The sequence below is a fragment of the Streptomyces sp. NPDC050703 genome (assembly GCF_040654435.1).
GTDB lineage: Bacteria > Actinomycetota > Actinomycetes > Streptomycetales > Streptomycetaceae > Streptomyces.
This window is the reverse complement of record NZ_JBFAHX010000003.1, coordinates 254357-271837: the sequence shown is the minus strand read 5'-3', so window position 1 is coordinate 271837 and position 17481 is coordinate 254357. Positions and strand designations below refer to the sequence as shown.

Annotated in this window: 14 protein-coding genes and 1 pseudogene; 7 read left to right on the top strand and 8 right to left on the bottom strand. The window is 74.2% G+C overall.

Features of this window, described 5'->3' with window-relative positions:
- The first annotated feature begins 146 nt into the window (after positions 1-146).
- Positions 147-836, top strand: coding sequence for a pyridoxal 5'-phosphate synthase (locus AB0I16_RS04485; RefSeq protein ID WP_363247819.1), 690 nt, complete (start codon positions 147-149; stop codon positions 834-836).
- Between the two features lie 61 nt (positions 837-897).
- On the opposite strand, the gene AB0I16_RS04480 is transcribed toward AB0I16_RS04485, so the two are convergent.
- From AB0I16_RS04480 to AB0I16_RS04470, 3 genes are all read right to left on the bottom strand, one after another.
- A complete protein-coding gene (locus AB0I16_RS04480) occupies positions 898-1794 on the bottom strand; it encodes a GNAT family N-acetyltransferase (RefSeq protein ID WP_363247818.1) in 897 nt (298 codons plus the stop codon).
- A 360-nt stretch (positions 1795-2154) separates the two neighbouring features.
- A complete protein-coding gene (locus AB0I16_RS04475) occupies positions 2155-2583 on the bottom strand; it encodes a Zn-ribbon domain-containing OB-fold protein (RefSeq protein ID WP_363247817.1) in 429 nt (142 codons plus the stop codon).
- Positions 2583-3032, bottom strand: coding sequence for a DoxX family protein (locus tag AB0I16_RS04470; RefSeq protein WP_363247816.1), 450 nt, complete (start codon positions 3030-3032; stop codon positions 2583-2585). Before AB0I16_RS04470 ends, AB0I16_RS04475 begins: the two co-directional genes overlap by 1 nt.
- Positions 3033-3204: 172 nt before the next feature.
- Between AB0I16_RS04470 and AB0I16_RS04465 the strand changes: the two are divergent.
- From AB0I16_RS04465 to AB0I16_RS04450, 4 genes and pseudogenes are all read left to right on the top strand, one after another.
- A pseudogene (locus AB0I16_RS04465) lies at positions 3205-4359 on the top strand (NAD(P)-binding domain-containing protein); the annotation flags it as partial.
- A gap of 874 nt (positions 4360-5233) precedes the next feature.
- Positions 5234-7459: an acetate--CoA ligase family protein gene (locus tag AB0I16_RS04460; RefSeq protein ID WP_363247815.1), complete on the top strand. Its 2226-nt coding sequence runs from the start codon at positions 5234-5236 to the stop codon at positions 7457-7459.
- Between the two features lie 154 nt (positions 7460-7613).
- The gene (locus AB0I16_RS04455; RefSeq protein WP_363247884.1) at positions 7614-8432 is read left to right on the top strand and encodes an enoyl-CoA hydratase-related protein; all 819 of its coding nucleotides are present in this window, start codon (positions 7614-7616) and stop codon (positions 8430-8432) included.
- Between the two features lie 64 nt (positions 8433-8496).
- Complete coding sequence (locus tag AB0I16_RS04450) at positions 8497-9108, top strand: flavin reductase family protein (RefSeq protein ID WP_363247883.1); 612 nt, start codon at positions 8497-8499, stop codon at positions 9106-9108.
- Here AB0I16_RS04450 and AB0I16_RS04445 read toward each other — a convergent pair.
- Positions 9098-10426, bottom strand: coding sequence for an MFS transporter (locus tag AB0I16_RS04445; RefSeq protein WP_363247814.1), 1329 nt, complete (start codon positions 10424-10426; stop codon positions 9098-9100). The two genes, AB0I16_RS04450 and AB0I16_RS04445, sit on opposite strands and share 11 nt — an antisense overlap.
- Positions 10427-10497: 71 nt before the next feature.
- Here AB0I16_RS04445 and AB0I16_RS04440 point away from each other — a divergent pair, with 71 nt between their 5' ends.
- On the top strand, positions 10498-11508 hold the full coding sequence (locus tag AB0I16_RS04440) for a helix-turn-helix domain-containing protein (RefSeq protein WP_363247813.1): 1011 nt from the start codon (positions 10498-10500) through the stop codon (positions 11506-11508).
- A 477-nt stretch (positions 11509-11985) separates the two neighbouring features.
- Here AB0I16_RS04440 and AB0I16_RS04435 read toward each other — a convergent pair whose 3' ends face one another.
- The 3 genes from AB0I16_RS04435 to AB0I16_RS04425 are packed head-to-tail and all read right to left on the bottom strand — an operon-like array spanning position 11986 to position 15240.
- Positions 11986-13035 carry an alcohol dehydrogenase catalytic domain-containing protein gene (locus tag AB0I16_RS04435; protein WP_363247812.1) on the bottom strand — a complete coding sequence of 350 codons (1050 nt, stop codon included), beginning with the start codon at positions 13033-13035 and terminating at the stop codon, positions 11986-11988.
- Between the two features lie 10 nt (positions 13036-13045).
- Positions 13046-14320 carry an acyl-CoA dehydrogenase family protein gene (locus tag AB0I16_RS04430; protein WP_363247811.1) on the bottom strand — a complete coding sequence of 425 codons (1275 nt, stop codon included), beginning with the start codon at positions 14318-14320 and terminating at the stop codon, positions 13046-13048.
- A gap of 8 nt (positions 14321-14328) precedes the next feature.
- Complete coding sequence (locus AB0I16_RS04425) at positions 14329-15240, bottom strand: SDR family oxidoreductase (RefSeq protein WP_363247810.1); 912 nt, start codon at positions 15238-15240, stop codon at positions 14329-14331.
- Positions 15241-15324: 84 nt separating this feature from the next.
- Here AB0I16_RS04425 and AB0I16_RS04420 point away from each other — a divergent pair, with 84 nt between their 5' ends.
- Positions 15325-16317 (top strand): cyclase family protein, encoded by a 993-nt coding sequence (locus tag AB0I16_RS04420; RefSeq protein WP_363247809.1) that lies wholly within the window; start codon positions 15325-15327, stop codon positions 16315-16317.
- A 389-nt stretch (positions 16318-16706) separates the two neighbouring features.
- Here AB0I16_RS04420 and AB0I16_RS04415 read toward each other — a convergent pair whose 3' ends face one another.
- Positions 16707-17195, bottom strand: coding sequence for an ATP-binding protein (locus AB0I16_RS04415; RefSeq protein ID WP_363247808.1), 489 nt, complete (start codon positions 17193-17195; stop codon positions 16707-16709).
- Positions 17196-17481 lie beyond the last annotated feature (286 nt).

Below are 17481 nucleotides of genomic sequence, written 5' to 3'. Positions count from 1 at the left end.
GCGGTGCGGGGGGCCTGGGAGGCCGGGGGGGGTGTCAGGCATGGCTGCCGCGGGGCATGGCATGGCTGCTGGGGGGCACGGCTGTCGGGCGGGCGGTGGTGTCGGGGCGTGCGGTCCGCCGAGGCCCGGCGGGACACAATCGGCGCATGACGACTTCCGAGCCGGGCCGCGCCGCCCCCACCGCGTTCCAGAAGCTGCTGAGGGCCCAGCGGGTCTGGGACGTCGACCTGCCGGCCTTCGATCCGGCCGGGGCTCCCGCCGCCCCGCTGCCCCTCTTCCACCAGTGGTTCGCCGAGGCGGTGGCCGCCGGGCAGACCGAGCCGCACACCATGGCTCTGGCGACCGTGGCCGAGGACGGCGGCCCCGACGTGCGGACCGTGATGCTGCACGACGCCGACGGCCGCGGCTGGCACTTCGCCTCGCACGCGAGCAGCGCCAAGGGCCGCCAGCTCGCCGTCCGCCCGGAGGCCGCCCTGCACTTCTACTGGCCCGCGCAGGGCCGGCAGATCCGGATCAGGGGCCGCGTCACGACCGCCCCGCACGCCGAGGGCCTGGCCGATCTGCACGCCCGGTCGACGGGCGCACTCGCCGCGGCGCTCGTCGGCCGCCAGAGCGACGTACTCGACTCGTACGCGGAGTTGGAGCGCTCGTCGGACGCGGCCTGGGAGCGTGCGCGGGCCGAGCCCGGCGCCGACTCGCCGACTTGGACGCCGTACGTCCTCGACCCCGTGGAGGCCGAGTTCTTCCAGGGTGACGCCCGCCGCAGGCACGTCCGGCTCCGGTACCGCAGGCCCGCGGCGGGCGGGGCCTGGACCCGGGAGCTGCTCTGGCCGTGACGGGCCCGTGCCGCCGCCCGCGCCGGCAGCGGCACCGGCACCGCCACCGGCACCCGCTCGCTCAGCGGGCGAAGTCGAGCTGGACGAAGTCCCGTACGGGCCGGTAGCCGAGCCGCTGGTAGAGGCCGTTGCTCGTGGGGTTGGCGAGGTCGGTGAAGAGCAGGACCTCCGCCGCGCCCGCGTCGAGGGCGGCGCGGGACACCGCGGCCGTCACGGCGCCCCCGTAGCCACGGCCGCGCAGGTCGGCCGGGGTGTAGACGGGGGCGACACGGACCTGGCCCGCGGTGCGGCGGGTGACGCCGGCCATGGCGACCGGGGTGCCGTCGGGGGCCTCCCAGAGGGTCACGCCCCCATAGGCGATACGGGACTCCGCCCACTCCTCGGCGGCCATGGCGGGGCGCTCGCCGACCGCCTCGGCGAACTCGTCGTGCCAGCGCGCGAGCAGGGCCCGGTCGGCACCGGTGGCGACACGCGCGGCCCCGGGCGGGGCGGGCTCGGGCGGGGTGAGCGTGCCGAGCCGGTACAGGCGCTGCCGCACGACGACGCTCGCGCCGGTTCCGGTCCGCTTCTCCCAGGCCCTGGCGAAGATCTCCGCCGTGGCGTGGTCGGCGGCGACGCCGGGCAGACCGGGGCCGGCCTCGGCGAGCTGCCCGGCCAGGGCGAGGGCGGCCTCGGGCGCCTCGGGGCCGAGGGCGTCCAGCGGACCGAGGAGCACCCGGTGGGGCGGGGTCCGCACGAAGGCTCCCCGGACGGTGCCGTCGGCCCCGGCGTACGTACCGAAGAGGGGTGCCCCGTCCCCGTACACCCGGAGCCCGCGCACGCGAAGGGTGTCGGTCACGCTCAGCAGGGCGGTGTGCAGGGCGGGTTCGGAGCGCAGGAACGCGCCCGCGTCGGCGAGGAAGACGCCGAGATCACCGGTCAGACGCCAGGCGGCGGGGGCGCGCGGGTCGGTCGTCACGGGGCGGGTGCGGGGGCCAGGGGTCCGCGTGCGGGGGCCGGCCGTCGGGGGCAGCTCGGGGTTCGCGGTCGGTGCCGGGTTCAGGGCCGGTCCAGGGTCCAGGGCCGGTCCAGGGTCCAGGGCGGGGTCAGGGTCCAGGGCGGGGTCAGGGTTCGCGACGAGCCCGGGACTGGGGGCGGGGCCAGGGCTCGGGAACGGGTCAGGGCTCGTGACGAGCCCTGGGCTCGGGGAGGGGACGGGGCTCGGGGAGGGTTCGGTGGTGGGGTCCATGCGCCATGATCTCCTTCGCGCGCGCACCGGCGCCCGCGAATTTCCCCGCACGGCGCCGGGGCCAGCGGCGGGCGGCCCCGAGCCGTGGGGTCAGTCCGCCGCCGGCCGGAACACCGCGACCGCCACGCCTTCCGCCGCCTCCCGGAACGTCACCTCCAGCGGCATCCCGATCCGCAGCGCGCCCTCCTCGCAGCCGACGACCTCCGTCATCATGCGCGGGCCCTCGGCGAGGTCGACGACGGCGGCGGTGTAGGGGACGCGGTCGCCGAAGGGAGGCAGATCGTTGCGGTGCACCACCGACCAGGTGTAGAGCGTGGCCAGGCCGCTCGCCCGCTCCCAGGTGACGTCGTCGCTCCAGCAGCGGGGACAGAACTCGCGCGGGTAGTGATGCGCCGCCCCGCACGCCCCGCAGCGGCGGATCAGCAGCGTGCCCGTGGCCGCCGCGTCCCAGTAGGGGCGGGTGGCGGCGTCGGGCTCCGGGAGGTCGAAGCGCGGCGTCGCGCGCGGGTCCCCGGCCATCAGAAGAGCCCGAGCGCGTGGTCGAGGGACCAGGTCTGCCAGGACATCGCGAAGAGGGCGACGAGCGAGATCAGCGCCATCATGGCGTTCTGCCCCTGCTCGGCCCAGTCGTGGATCATGAGGACGAGGTACATGACGTTGAGGAGCAGCCCGCCGACCAGGGCGACCGGGGTCAGGAATCCGGCGATCAGGCCGAGGCCGAGGGCGAGTTCCGCGTAGACGACGACGTACGCCATGACCCTGGGGCGCGGTGCGACGACCGTGTCGAAGCCGCCGCGGACCGCCGCCCACCGGTGCTTCGCTGCCACGTCCGACGCCCACGCGATCCCCGTACCCCGCTCGAACCAGCCTTTCTTGTCCTTGTGGCGCCAGCTCTCCAGCCACCACAGGCCGAGGCCGACGCGGAGGACGGCGAGCCATTCGGCACCGGTGAGCCAGATCGAGTCCATGCGGCTGCCTCTCCCACTGGGCGTGGTCACACGCTTTCTGACGGTACGTCAGTTCAGCGCAACCGGCGGCGGGTACGCAAGGGGCGTACGGCCGGCGCACTCGTGATCGATTCGCAACCGGTTCCGGACTTGACCGATACCCATCAAGTAGGCGCGCGGTTACTCTCCAGTCATGGCCGACTCGACATACCCGCCAGCCGCCCGTCAGGACCGCCCGGTGTACGTCATCGGCGCCGGGCCAGGAGGTCTCGCCACGGCGGCGGCCCTGGGCGCCCGGGGCGTGCGCGTGGTCGTCCTGGAGAAGGGCGAGCGCGTCGGCGCCTCCTGGCGCGGCCACTACGACCGTCTGCACCTGCACACCACGCGGCGGCTCTCCGCGCTGCCGGGACTGCCGATCCCGCGCGCGTTCGGCCGGTGGGTCTCCCGCGACAACGTCATCCGCTACCTGGAGAAGTACGCCGAGCACCACCGCATCGACGTCGTCACCGGAGTCGAGGCGACCGGGCTCGAACGCACCGCGGACGGCACCGGCTGGCTGCTGCGCGCGACCGGCGGCCGGGAGCTGACCGCCGACGCGGTGGTGGTCGCCACCGGCTACAACCACACGCCCCGCGTCCCCGACTGGCCGGGCCGCGACACGTACTCCGGCGACCTCCTGCACGCCCGCGACTACCGCAACGCCACCCCCTTCACCGGCAAGGACGTCCTGGTCGTCGGCGTCGGCAACACCGGCGCCGAGATAGCCGTCGACCTCGCCGAGGGCGGCGCCGCCCGGGTCCGCGTCGCCGTGCGCACCGCCCCGCACATCGTGCGCCGCTCCACCGCCGGGTGGCCCGCGCAGCTCACGGGCATCATGTGCCGCAGGCTGCCGGCCGCCCTCGTCGACCGGCTCGCCGTGCCGGTCGCGCGGCTCAGCGTCCCCGACCTGTCCCGGTACGGGCTGCCGCGGCCCCGCACCGGCCTCTACTCGCGGGCCAGGCAGGGCGCGATACCGGTGCAGGACGTCGGCCTGATCGACGCCGTGCGCGCGGGGCGCGTCGAGCCGGTCGCCGCCGTACGGTCCTTCGCGGGCGGCGAGGTCACCCTCGCGGACGGCAGCGTGATCACCCCGGACGTCGTCATCGCGGCCACCGGGTACCGCCGCGCCCTCGAAGACCTGGTCGGCCACCTCGTCCCCCTCGACGAGCGCGGACGCCCGGCCGTCCACGGCCGCCGCACCTCCCGGCAGGCACCCGGCCTGTACTTCACCGGCTTCACCAACCCCATCAGCGGCATGCTCCGCGAACTCGCCCTCGACGCGGAGAAGATCGCGAAGTCGATCACCAGAACCCTCGCCAGGGCCGAGGCGAAGGCCGGATCGGCGGCCGGCACGAAGGCCGCGGGTCGCGTTTCGGCCGAGGGCCGTGCCGCAGCCGGGACCGAGCGCCAGTCCCCGGCCGGGGCGGAGACTCCGACCGAGGCCGACACACCGCCCGAGGCCACGGCCGACACACCGCCCGAGGCGGGACGCGAGACACCACCCCAGGCGAGGCGCGAGGCGCCGTCCAGCGCCCGGCGCGAACCGGCAGCCGAGCCCGAAGGCAAGGCGGCAGCCAAAGCCACCACCACGGCCGAGTAGGCCCGCCAGCGGCGGAATAGCCGAGCAGACCCACCCACGGCCGAGCAAGCCCGCCCACGGTGGAAAAGCCGAGCAGGCCCACCCCCACCGCCGAGTATCCAAACAGGCCCCCTCGCAGCCGACCAGGCCCGCCCACGCCCCAGGGGCCACCGCCGCCGAGCGCCACCACGCACCCTGAGGCCACCGCCCCCCAGGCGCCACCACGCACCCCCGAGGCCATCCCGCACCCCAGGCACCCCACGCCCTCCGAGGCCATCCCACACCCTGGGGACCCCACGCCCCCCCCCGAGGCGGCCCGCCCCCGAGGCCACCCCGCCCCCAGGGGTCACCCCACCCCCCAGGGGCCGAATCGCGACCTTGGCGTCGCGCGATTTCTGCGCTTCCGTGGAAGCAGGGCACGCACACCCCACCCGCCCCGCCCCTCCCCGGCCCCGCCGGCCCGCAGTCCTGAACCGAGGCCCGCAGCCCAGGCGCGGGCCCGGGCCCGCGAGTCTTTGCACGCAGCACCATTCCTGACGAAGCGTCAGGTCAGTAACCTGACTAGGCGTCAGTTACTTGCCGTCACACAGGAGCGGGCGGACCGATGCTTGGATCGACTCACGGCACCTTCACCACCGACCCCCGCCGCGCACATGTTGCGGCCTGCGGCGAACTCCCCCGTCACGCCGTCCACGGCACGACCGCCACGGCGGACGACCTGGACGTCAGCGGCCGGCCGCTGCACGCCGACGTGCCCGACCTGGACCGCTTCTTCCGTCCCGAGTCCGTCGCCGTCATCGGCGCCTCGGACACCGAGGGGCGCCCCAACACCGGCATCACCCGGCAGCTCATCGCCTGGGCCGAACGCGTCGGCGCGCGCCTGCACCCCGTGCACCCCACTCGTACGTCCGTCTTCGGCATCACCTGCTTCCCCTCCGTCGCCGACCTGCCCGAGCAGGTCGATCTCGCCGTCCTCCTGGTCGCCGATCCGCTGCCCGTCGTCGAGCAGCTCGCCGAGGAGAAGGTGCGGTTCGCCGTGGCCTTCGCCTCCGGGTTCGCCGAGACCGGCGAGGAGGGCGCCCGCGCCCAGGCCAGGCTCGCCGCCGCCGTCCGGCGCTCGGGCATGCGGCTGCTCGGCCCGAACACCAACCTCAACGCCTTCGAGCACTTCCGCGAGGACCTCGAAGGCCCCGCCATCGCGCTCATCACCCAGTCAGGTCACCAGGGCCGGCCCGTCTTCGCCCTCCAGGAGCTCGGCGTCCGCCTCTCGCACTGGGCGCCCACCGGCAACGAGGCCGACCTGGAGACCTCCGACTTCCTCTCCTACTTCGCCGAACGGCCCGAGGTCGGCGCCATCGCGGCGTACGTCGAGGGTCTCAAGGACGGGCGGGCCTTCCTGCTCGCCGCCGACCGGGCGGCCCGGCGCGGGGTGCCCGTGGTCGCCGTCAAGGTGGGCCGCACCGAGACCGGCGCCCGCACGGCCGCCTCACACACCGGCAAGCTGACCGGTGCCGACGCGGTGGTGGACGCGGCGATGCGGCAGTTCGGCGTGGTCCGCGTCGACGGCCTCGACGAGCTTCAGGACACCGCGGCGCTGCTCGCCAGGGCCCGCCCGCCGCGGGCCGAGGGCGTCGTCGTCTATTCGATCTCGGGCGGCACGGGCGCGCACTTCGCCGACCTGGCGGCGGAGGCGGGCCTGCCGCTGCCCGCGCTCGGCGAGGCCAAGCAGGCGGAGCTGCACCAGTGGATACCGGAGTACCTCGGCGTCGCCAACCCCGTGGACAGCGGCGGGCACCCCGTCGGCGACTGGCGCGGGCGGAAGATCATCGACGCCATCCTCGACGACCCGCAGGTGGGGGTGCTCATCTGCCCCATCACCGGCCCCTTCCCCCCGATGAGCGACCAGCTCGCGCAGGACCTGGTGGACGCGGCGGAGCGGACGGACAAGCTGGTCTGCGTGGTGTGGGGGTCGCCCGTCGGCACCGAGGACGCCTACCGCAAGACCCTGCTCGGCTCCGCGCGCGTCGCGACCTTCCGCACCTTCGCCAACTGCATCACGGCGGTGCGCGCGCATCTGGACCACCACCGCTTCACCGCCCGCTACCGCTCCCCCTTCGACGAGGCGCCGCGCACGCCCTCCCCGTCCTTCCGCAAGGCGCAGGCGCTGATGCGGCCGGGCCAGCAGCTCAGCGAGCACGCGGCGAAGCAGCTGCTGCGCGCGTACGGCATACGCGTACCCCGGGAGCAGTTGGTGACCAGTGCCGCGGCGGCGGTGCGCGCGGCCGGGCTCGTCGGCTATCCGGTCGTCATGAAGGCATCCGGGGCCCAGCTCGCGCACAAGACCGAGCTGGGCCTGGTGAAGGTGGGGCTGACCTCCGCCAGCCAGATACGCGACGCCTACCGGGAGCTGACGGACATCGCCCGCCACGAGGGTGCCGAGCTGGACGGCGTCCTCGTCTGCCAGATGGTCGAGCGGGGCGTCGAGATGGTCGTCGGCGTCACGCACGACGCGCTGTTCGGCCCGACCGTGACGGTCGGTCTCGGCGGTGTGCTCGTCGAGGTCCTGCGGGACACGGCCGTGCGGGTGCCGCCGTTCGGCGACGACCAGGCGCGGGCGATGCTGTCCGAGCTGCGGGGCCGAGCCCTGCTCGACGGGGTCAGGGGCGGGCCGCCGGCCGACGTCGACGCGCTGGTCGAGGTCGTGCAGCGGGTGCAGCGCATGGCCCTCGAACTGGGCGGCGAACTCTCCGAGCTGGACATCAACCCGCTGATGGTGCTGCCCCGCGGACAGGGCGCCGTGGCGCTCGACGCCCTCGCCGTCTGCCGCTGAGGCGCGGCGCGCGCCTCGGCGGCCCCGCACCCCGTCCCGTACGAAACGGAGCCACCCCCACATGACAGCCTCCCCCGACGCCCGCCCCGCAGCTGAATCCGCAGCTGAATCCACACCTGGACCTGAACCTGAGCCTGGACCTGGACCTGGGCCCATCTCCGCACCCGAATCCGGTGATCCCCCTGCTGACTCATTGGTACTCCACACCACTGACAACGGCGTCTCGTGGATCACGCTCAACCGTCCGGACGTGCTGAACGCCGTCACCCGGGACCAGCGCGAACGCCTGGTCGCGCTGCTCGACGAGGCGTCCGGTGATCCCGCGGTGCGGGCCGTGGTGGTCACCGCGACGGGCCGGGGCTTCTGCGCGGGCGCCGACCTGCGGGGCGCGCCCGCGGCGACCGAACGGGTGCCCGGCGACGTGGCGCGCACGATCCGCCGGGGCGCCCAGCGGCTGATCTCGGCGGTCCTCGACTGCGAGAAGCCGGTGATCGCCGCGGTGAACGGCACCGCGGCCGGCATCGGGGCGCACCTGGCGTTCGCCTGCGACCTGGTGCTGGCCGCCGAGAGCGCCCGGTTCATCGAGGTGTTCGTCCGCCGCGGCCTCGTGCCGGACGGCGGCGGCGCCTATCTGCTGCCGCGTCTGGTGGGGCCGCAGCGGGCCAAGGAGCTGATGTTCCTCGGCGACTCGGTGTCCGCCGCGGAGGCGCACCGGATGGGCCTCGTCAACCGCGTCGTACCGGACGACGCGCTGGCGGAGGCGGCGAGGGAGTGGGCGGAGCGCCTGGCCGCGGGGCCGACGCGGGCCCTGGCGCTGACGAAGCAGCTGGTCAACGCCTCCCTGGAGTCGGACAGGGCGACGGCCTTCGCGGCGGAGGCGGCCGCCCAGGAGATCAACATGACCACGGCGGACGCGAACGAGGGCGTGGCCTCGTTCGTCGAGCGCCGCGCCCCTTCGTACCGGGGCCGGTAGCGGCGCCCCCTTCCCATCTGACGCCCCGTCAGCTCTAATGGACGACGTGATGGGACATGCGGGGATGGCGGCCACCGCCGTCCGTTACCTCCGGTCGGCCGGGGCCTCCGCCGGCGGGACGGCCGCCGCGGAGCCGCCGGTCGCGGCCGGGAGGTATCCGCGGCTGCGGGCGGTCGGGGACGACGAGCGGGCGCCGGTCGATCCGGCGGAGTTCCGGCGAGTGCTGGGGAACTTCGCCACGGGCATCACGGTGATCACCGCGATGCCGCCGGAGGACGGCCCCGCGGGCTTCGCCTGCCAGTCCTTCGCCTCGCTCTCCCTCGACCCGCCCCTCGTCTCGTTCATGGTGGCGCGTACGTCGACGTCATGGCCGCGCATCGCGCGCGCGGGCGCCTTCTGCGTGAACGTCCTCGGTGCCGGCCAGGCGGACCTCTGCCGCGGCTTCGCGGTGAGCGGCGCCGACAAGTTCGCCGGGGTGGCGTACGACGCGGCGCCCGTGTCCGGGTCGCCGCGCCTGGCCGGGGCGACGGCGTGGATCGACTGCACGATCCAGGCCGTGCACACCGGCGGCGACCACCTCATCGTGGTCGGCAGGGTGGACGCGCTCGGCGCCGTCGACGGAGAGGCGGAGCCGCTCCTCTTCCACCGGGGAGCGTTCGGCCGCCTCACCCGCTGACGGAGGCGGGGACGGTGCCGCCGGGTTCGCGCCGCCGGATCACCAGAGCCATGAGGGCGGCCGCCGCGCACAGCGCCCCGGAGGCGTACCACATCACGTCGTACGAGCCGAAGGTGTCGCGCGCGACGCCGCCGAGGAAGGCGACGAGGGCGGCGCCGATCTGGTGCGAGGCGAGGACCCAGCCGAAGACGATCGCGCTGTCGTCGCCGTACTGCTCGCGGCAGAGGGCGAGCGTGGGCGGGACGGTGGCGACCCAGTCGAGGCCGTAGAAGACGATGAAGAGCAGCATCGGCGGGTGGACGGTCGGCGCGAGCAGGACGGGCAGGAAGAGCAGCGAGACGCCGCGCAGCGCGTAGTAGACGGCGAGGAGGCGCCGCGCGTCGAAGCGGTCGGTGAACCAGCCGGAGGCGATCGTGCCGACGACGTCGAAGACGCCGATCACGGCGAGGAGCGACGCCGCGGCCTGCACGGGCATGTGGGCGTCGTGCGCGGCGGGCACGAAGTGGGTCTGGACCAGGCCGTTCGTCGAGGCGCCACAGATCGCGAAGCTCCCGGCGAGCAGCCAGAAGGGGCCGGTGCGGGCCGCGTCGCGGAGGACGTGCAGCGTGCGCCGGGCGGCTCCCGGGACGGGCGGCGGCTTCGGCACGAACGCGTCGGCCCCATACGGCGTCAGCCCGACATCCGCCGGATGGTCCCGCAGCAGCAGCCATACGAAGGGGACGACGGCCAGAGCCGCGAGCGCGACCGTCACGGCGGCCGGACGCCAGTCGTGCTCTTCCACCACCCAGGAGAGGACGGGAAGGAAGATCAGTTGCCCGGAGGCGGACGCGGCCGTGAGGATGCCGGTGACCAGGCCGCGCCGCGCGGTGAACCAGCGGTTGGTGACGGTGGCGGCGAAGGCGAGCGCCATGGAGCCCGAGCCGAGCCCCACGAGCAGCCCCCAGCACAGGAGCAGCTGCCAGGCGGAGTCCATCCACACGGTGAGGCCGGAGCCGAGGGAGATGACGACCAGGGCCGCCGCGACGACCTTGCGGATGCCGAAGCGGTCCATCAGCGCGGCGGCGAAGGGGGCGGTCAGGCCGTAGAGCGCGAGGTTGACGGAGACCGCGAGGCCGATGGTGCCGCGCGACCAGTCGAACTCCTCGTGCAGCGGGTCGATGAGCAGGCCCGGCAGCGAGCGGAACGCGGCGGCGCCGATGATCGTCACGAACGTGACGGCGGCGACGAACCAGGCGCGGTGGATACGGGGACGGCGGGGCCCGCGGTCCGCGCCGCTCGGCGATGCGGACCGCGCGGGCGGCTCGGTTGTCTGGGTCACGTCAGAAAGCTTCCGGCCACGGACGTTCCGGTTCGAGTGGCCGGAAGGACAGCATTCGCTAGGATCGGGCCATGACCGCCCGGGAAGCACACAGCACTGCGGCACCCCGCCGCCACCGTGTCGTCGTCCTCGCCCTGGACGGCGTGATCCCCTTCGAACTCGGCATCCCGCAGCGGATCTTCGGCCGCGCGCGTGCCCCCGAGGGCGGGAACCTGTACGAGGTCGTGACCTGCGGCGTGCGCGGCCCGGGAGCGGTCCGCACCGACGCCGACTTCGACATCATGGTCACCCACGGCCCCGAGGCGCTCGCCACGGCGGACACGCTCGTGGTCCCCGCCTCCTACGAACTGGGCCCCGTGTACGAGGAAGGCCGGCTGACCGACGAACTGGCCGCCGCCTTCGCCCGTCTCGCCCCGGCCGCACGCCTGGTCGCCATCTGCACGGGCGGCTACGTCCTGGCCGCCGCCGGCTTCCTCGACGGCCGCCCCGCGACCACGCACTGGTCGTCGGCGGACCGCTTCCAGGCACTCTTCCCGCAGGTCGAGGTGGATGCCGATGTGCTGTTCATCGACGACGGCGACGTCCTGACGTCGGCGGGCGTGGCGGCGGGGGTCGACCTCTGCCTCCACCTGGTGCGCCGCGACCACGGCAGCGCGGTGGCCAACGACGTGGCCCGCCGCACGGTCGTGCCGCCCCACCGGGACGGCGGCCAGGCCCAGTACATCCGGCGTCCGGTGCCGGAGCCGCAGCTCGCGACCACCCGGGCGGCGCGCGCCTGGGCGCTGGGCCGCCTCGACCAGCCGCTGCAACTGCGGGACCTGGCCGAGCGGGAGGCGATGTCGGTGCGCACGTTCACGCGCCGGTTCCGCGAGGAGGTCGGGATGAGCCCGGGGCAGTGGCTGACGCAGCAGCGGGTGGAGCGGGCACGGCACCTGCTCGAATCCAGCGACCTCTCCGTGGACCAGGTGGCGCGGGACGCCGGCTTCGGCACGGCGCAGTCGATGCGCCAGCACCTACAGGCCGCGCTCGGCGTCACCCCCACGGCATACCGCCGCACGTTCCGCGACGTCACCGCGGGGTAAGGCGTCTCTGCCGCCCGCGCCCTCCACGTCCCGCGCGCAGGGCCTGGCCTCGCCCAGCACGCCGACCACGGTGAGGGCCACCCCCAGGCCCACCCCCGCCAGGATGGCCGTGGACGGCGGGACGCCGCTCAGCAGGCCCCCGGCAGCACGGCGACGGCGGCCAGGCACACCGACACGGCGAACATCAGCACCATGCTCTGGGTCCGCAGCGCCCCTCCCCCGGCGGCGAAGGCGTTGCCCGTTCCGGCGACGGCCCGCAGCCGGACCGCGACCGGAGGGGACGTGCCGGTATGTCCGCCCGGAGCACGGTACGCACGGCTGCGGAGACCCGAAGCGCCCCGGCGGCCACGCAGGCGATAGCGAGGACGGACATACCGGCGCGGCCCCGCCCCAAGAACCCGACGTGCCGATCCACACCGGCGAAGAACCAACCGGACCCCGGCCGCCGCTCAGAACGTGCCACTCAGGTCGTGCCGCTCAGAACGTGAGAACCGCCCGAGCCACCCGCCCCGCCCCCGCGTCCTCCGCCGCCTTCGCGAAGTCCTCCACCGGATACGTCGACGAAACCAGCTCGTCGAGCAGCAGCCGCCCCTCCCGATACAGCGACGCGTACAGCGCGAAGTCCCGCTGCGGTCGCGCACTCCCGTAACGGCAGCCCAGGATCGACTTGTCCAGGAACAGCGACGAGACCACGAAGGACGCCTCCGCCGTGGCCGCCGGCATGCCGAGAAGGACCGCCTGCCCATGCCGGTCAAGGAGTTCGACCGCCTCCCGCACCAGCGAAACCCGCCCCACACACTCGAAGACGTGGTCCGCCCCACCGGGCAGCACCTCCCGGACCGACGCCGTCGAGGAACAGAAGTCCGTGGCCCCGAACCGCCGCGCCACCGGCTCCTTCCCGGCATCGGTGTCCACCGCCACGATCGTCGACGCCCCCGCGATCCGCGCCCCCTGCACCACGTTCAGCCCGATCCCCCCGGCCCCGATGACGACCACCGAGTCCCCCCGCCCGACCCGCGCCCGGTTCAACACGGCCCCCACCCCCGTGACCACCGCACACCCGATCAGCGCCGCCGACGTCAGCGGAATGTCGTCGGGAACCCGCACCGCCTGCACGGCCCTGACGACTGTGCGCTCGGCGAAGGCGGAGTTGGCCGCGAACTGGTACACCGCCCGCCCGCCCCGCGAGAACGGCCGACCGGGCCGCCCGATCGCCGCACGGCACATGGTCGGCCGCCCCCGCCCGCACTCACCGCAGGTGCCGCAGTTCGCGATGGTGGAGAGCGCCACATGGTCACCGGGGGCGACATGCGTGACCCCCGCGCCCACCGCCGAGACCACCCCGGCCCCCTCGTGCCCGAGCACCACCGGCGACGGAAACGGAATGGTCCCGTCGATCACGGAGAGGTCGCTGTGGCAGAGCCCCGCCGCGGCCACGGCGACCTGGACCTCGCCCGGCCCGGGACCCCGTACCTCCAGGTCGTCCACGACCTCGACGCGCTGACCGTCAAAGAGGACACCCCTCACCACGCACCCCTCACCGAGGCCCCCTGGCCTCTCTCGGCAGACCGAGCACCCGCTCGGCGATGATGTTGCGCTGGACCTCGTCGGAGCCGCCGTAGATGGTGTCGGCGCGGGAGAACAGGAAGAGCCGCTGCGCGGCGTCGAGCCCGTACGGAGAGCCTTCGGACCAGTCACGGGGCCCGACCGCCCCCACGGCCCCCCGCACCTCCACGGCCAGCTCCCCCAACCGCCGGTGCCACCGCCCCCACAACAGCTTGGCGACACTCGGCGCCCCACCCACGGAACCCGCCCCAACCCCCCCACCGGACCCGTCACCCCCACCAGATCCGCCACCCCCACCAGATCCGCCCCCACCGCCCCCCAACGTCCGCAACGCGTTCCACCGCATCACCCGCAGCTCCGCCCACTGCCGCACCAACCGCTCCCGCACCACGGCATCCCCCACCGCCCCCGAGGCCACGGCGTCGCGCACCACCCCCGCCAGTTCCTCCGCGAAGCCGATCTGCTGGGCCAGCGTGGAGACCCCGCGTTCGAAGCCGAGGAGCCCCATGGCGACGGGCCACCCCCGGCCCTCCCCGCCCACGACGTGCGAGGCCCGCGCCCGCGCACCGTCGAAGAAGACCTCGTTGAACTCGCTGGACCCGGTCAGCTGCCGGATGGGCCGCACCTCGATCCGCCCCGGCTGGTCCATCGGCACCAGGAGCAGCGAGAGGCCCCGGTGCCCCGACGACCCCGCCTCCGTACGCGCGAGCACGAAACACCAGTCGGCCTCCCGCGCGAGCGAGGTCCAGATCTTCTGCCCCGTGACGGCGTAGCCGCCCCCGCCGGGCTCCCGTACGGCACGGGTCCGCACCCCCGCCAGGTCGGACCCGGCCTCGGGCTCGCTGTATCCCTGGCACCACAGCACCTCGCCCCGGGCGATCCCGGGCAGGAACTCGTCGCACAGCTCCTGGCCGCCGTGGGCCAGCAGCGTCGGCGCGAGCAGGTTCTCGCCGATGTGCCCGCACCGCCCCGGCGCACGCGCGCGTGCGTACTCCTCGGCCCAGACGACCTGCTGGGTCAGCGTGGCCCGCCGGTTGCCGTACGCGCCGGTGTCCCAGCCGAGGCCGATCCACCCGCCCCGGCCCACCTCCCGCTCCCAGGCCCGCCGCACCGCACCGGCCTCGTCCTCGCGGCCGGGGCCACCGCTGCCGAGCGCCCGGGCGCGGTCACCGGTGAGGTGCTCGGCGAGCCAGGCCCGCGCCTCCGCCCGGAACCGCTCGTCCTCGGGGCCGAACCCGAAGTCCACGGCCGGGCCTAGGCGTTGGGCCGCCGCTGGGCGGCTGCCGCCTCGGCCATGGCCTCCACCCGGGCCAGCAGCGGCATCGGATCGGTGCCGACCGTCCCCGGCAGGAAGTCCGCGATCTTCTCCGGGGTCCAGGGGCCGTCCGCGTACGCGGCGCGCAGCTCACGCGGCTGCGCCCATACGGCGATCTTGGGTCCGGCGACCGTGTAGACCTGACCGGTGATCCTCTCGGCGCGGGCCCGGTCGCTGAGCAGATAGGTGACGAGCGCGGCGACGTCCTCCGGCTCGCCGATCTCCTTGAGCTCCATGGGTACGTTCGCCGACATGCGCGTACGGGCCACGGGGGCCACGGCGTTGGCGGTCACCCCGTACTTGCTGAGCCCCAGTGCCGCGCTGCGGACCAGGGAGATGATCCCCCCTTTGGCCGCGCTGTAGTTGGCCTGGGCGACGGAGCCCTGGTGGTTGCCGCTGGTGAAGCCGATCAGTGTTCCCGAGCCCTGCTTCCGCATGACCGCGGAGGCCGCCCTGAAGACCGTGAACGTGCCCTTCAGATGGGTGGCGACCACCGGGTCCCACTCCTCCTCGGACATGTTGAACAGCATCCGCTCGCGCAGGATGCCGGCCACGCACACCACGCCGTCGACCCGTCCGTACTCGGCGAGCGCCACGTCGACGACGCGCTGTCCGCCCGCCATGGACGAGATGTCGTCGGCGACGGCGACGGCCTCGCCGCCCGCGGCCCTGACCTCCTTGACCACGGCGTCGGCCACCTCGCTCGCCGGATCACCGCCCGCCATGGAGACGCCGTAGTCGTTGACGACCACCCGGGCGCCCTCGGCCGCGGCGGCGAGCGCGACGGCCCTGCCGATGCCGCGCCCCGCGCCGGTCACGGCGACCACCTTGCCTGCCAAGAAGTTCCCCACGCCCGGCCCCTTCCCGCGGTTTCTGACGGACCGTTAGATTTTATGGCCCGTCGGACACGGAAAGACAAGCCCCGGGGAGTACCCATGTCAGACACGGACGCCACCCTTCCCGTCTCGGCCTCCACCACCCCCAAGACCCCACTCGCCCCGTCCGCCCTGCCCGCCGAATTCCACGACCTGGCCGAACGCGTGAACAACTGGGGGCGCTGGGGGCGCGGCGACGAGATCGGCACGCTCAACCTCATCACCGACGAGGTCGTCCGCGCGGCCGCCGCCGAGGTCCGCACGGGCCGCCGCGTCCCGCTCGCCCTGCCCCTCGCGGCGGACGGCGTCCAGACGGGCCTGATCCCGGGCCGCGTGAACCCCCTCCACACGATGGTGCAGATCAACCAGGAGCTCTTCGGTCCCGGCACGGTCGCCACCAGCGACGACGCGGTGACGATGGGGCTCCAGGCGGCCACCCACTGGGACGCGCTCACCCACGCCTCGCACTCCGGGAAGATCTACAACGGCCGCCCCGCGGACACCATCACGGCACACACCCGCGCCCGGTTCAGCGGCATAGAGAAGATCCCGCACGTCGTCTCGCGCGGCGTCCTGCTGGACGTGGCGCGCGCCAAGGGCCTCGACCGGCTGCCCGGCGGCCACGCGGTGACGCCCCAAGACCTCGACGAGGCATCGGAGTTCGGGCGTGTCGAGGTCCGCGCGGGGGACATCGTCCTCGTACGGACGGGGCAGATCCAGGTCTGCCTCGCGGGCGACAAGCACGCGTACGGCCATCCGTCGCCCGGCCTCTCGGTGCGCACGCCCGAGTGGTTCCACGCGCGCGACGTGGCGGCGGTCGCCAACGACACCCTCACGTTCGAGATCTTCCCGCCCGAGATCGAGGACCTGTGGCTGCCCGTGCACGCGCTCGACCTGGTGGAGATGGGGATGATCCAGGGCCAGAACTGGGATCTCGAAAAGTTGTCCACAGCCTGTGCAGAACTTTCACGGTACGCGTTCCTGCTCTCCGCGATGCCCGAACCGTTCGTCGGCGGCACGGGCACGCCCGTCGCCCCGGTGGCCGTGCTGTAGGGACGCCGGGGAACGGCGGCGCGCGGACTCCGCCCCCCGAGTGCGGTGCCGCACGCCGCCTTCCGGCTCGGCGCTTGGCACTCACCCCCGCGTGCGCGAGGGGGCCGACGCCGACTGCGCGACCCGCGTCTCGGCGAGGACTGCCGTGCCCGGCGCCCTCGTCGTCCCCTCGCGGCGAATCGCTGCCCACAAGCGTGATCAATCGGACACGATGCGTCAATACCCGCCGGGCGAGACGGGAATTATGCCCGGTTTGCCCCACCCGCGCACGGGCGCGCGCACCGCGTCACGCGACGGCGCACACGGCGCAGGACCCGCACCGCTCCGGACTCCCCGGACTTCCGGACTTCTGGCCTCCGGGACGCCGCGCGCATGCGATGACGCAGGGTTCAGACGGCCTCGTACGCCGTGTCCACGTCGGCGTCGGCGTCCCCGTAGGACACCCCGTCGAAGGCGACGGCCCGCGCGTCGGGATCGCAGCGGTCCACCTCGCACCAGATGCTCTTGCCCGCGCCCTCGGGCTGCCAGCCCCAGCGGTCGGCGAGGCCGCTCACCAGCTCAAGGCCGCGGCCGTTGGTGTCGTCGCCGTCGGCGTGCCGCTGTCTGGGAGGTCTGGCGCTGGTGTCGGCCACCTCGACGCGGACCGTCCGCGGCGCGTCCTCGGGGACGCCGGGGAGCAGCATGCGCAGGACCGCCGGGCAGCCCGTGTGCACGACCGCGTTGGTGACCAGCTCCGAGATCAGCAGGATCAGCGTCTCGGCCACCGGCTCGTCGGCTTCTATCCCCGAACCCGCGAGCCGTGAGCGGGCCCAGCGCCTGGCCCGTCCCACCTCCGCGGGGTCAGCCCCGACCTCCAGCTGAACATGAAGCACCTGCACCGCTCACACCATCCGAACCGGCGGACACATCGCCTCGCGACTCCACGGGGTCACGGAACGTGATCCCCATCGGAGACAGCATGATTGACGTTCTGTCACCCCAACAAGCGCTTCAGGCATATTCCAGCGCGAAGGAGTACGCGTGCTGCATACTGTGCGACGCGCGCCCCGGGGGGTCGAACAGGCGGGCAGAAAACCCCGCCCCGTGCGGCGAGCGGCGCGCATCGCCGGGTCCGGAGCCGCCACAGGGGCAGCACCGGGATGGCTCAGACTCAGAACCACTCGC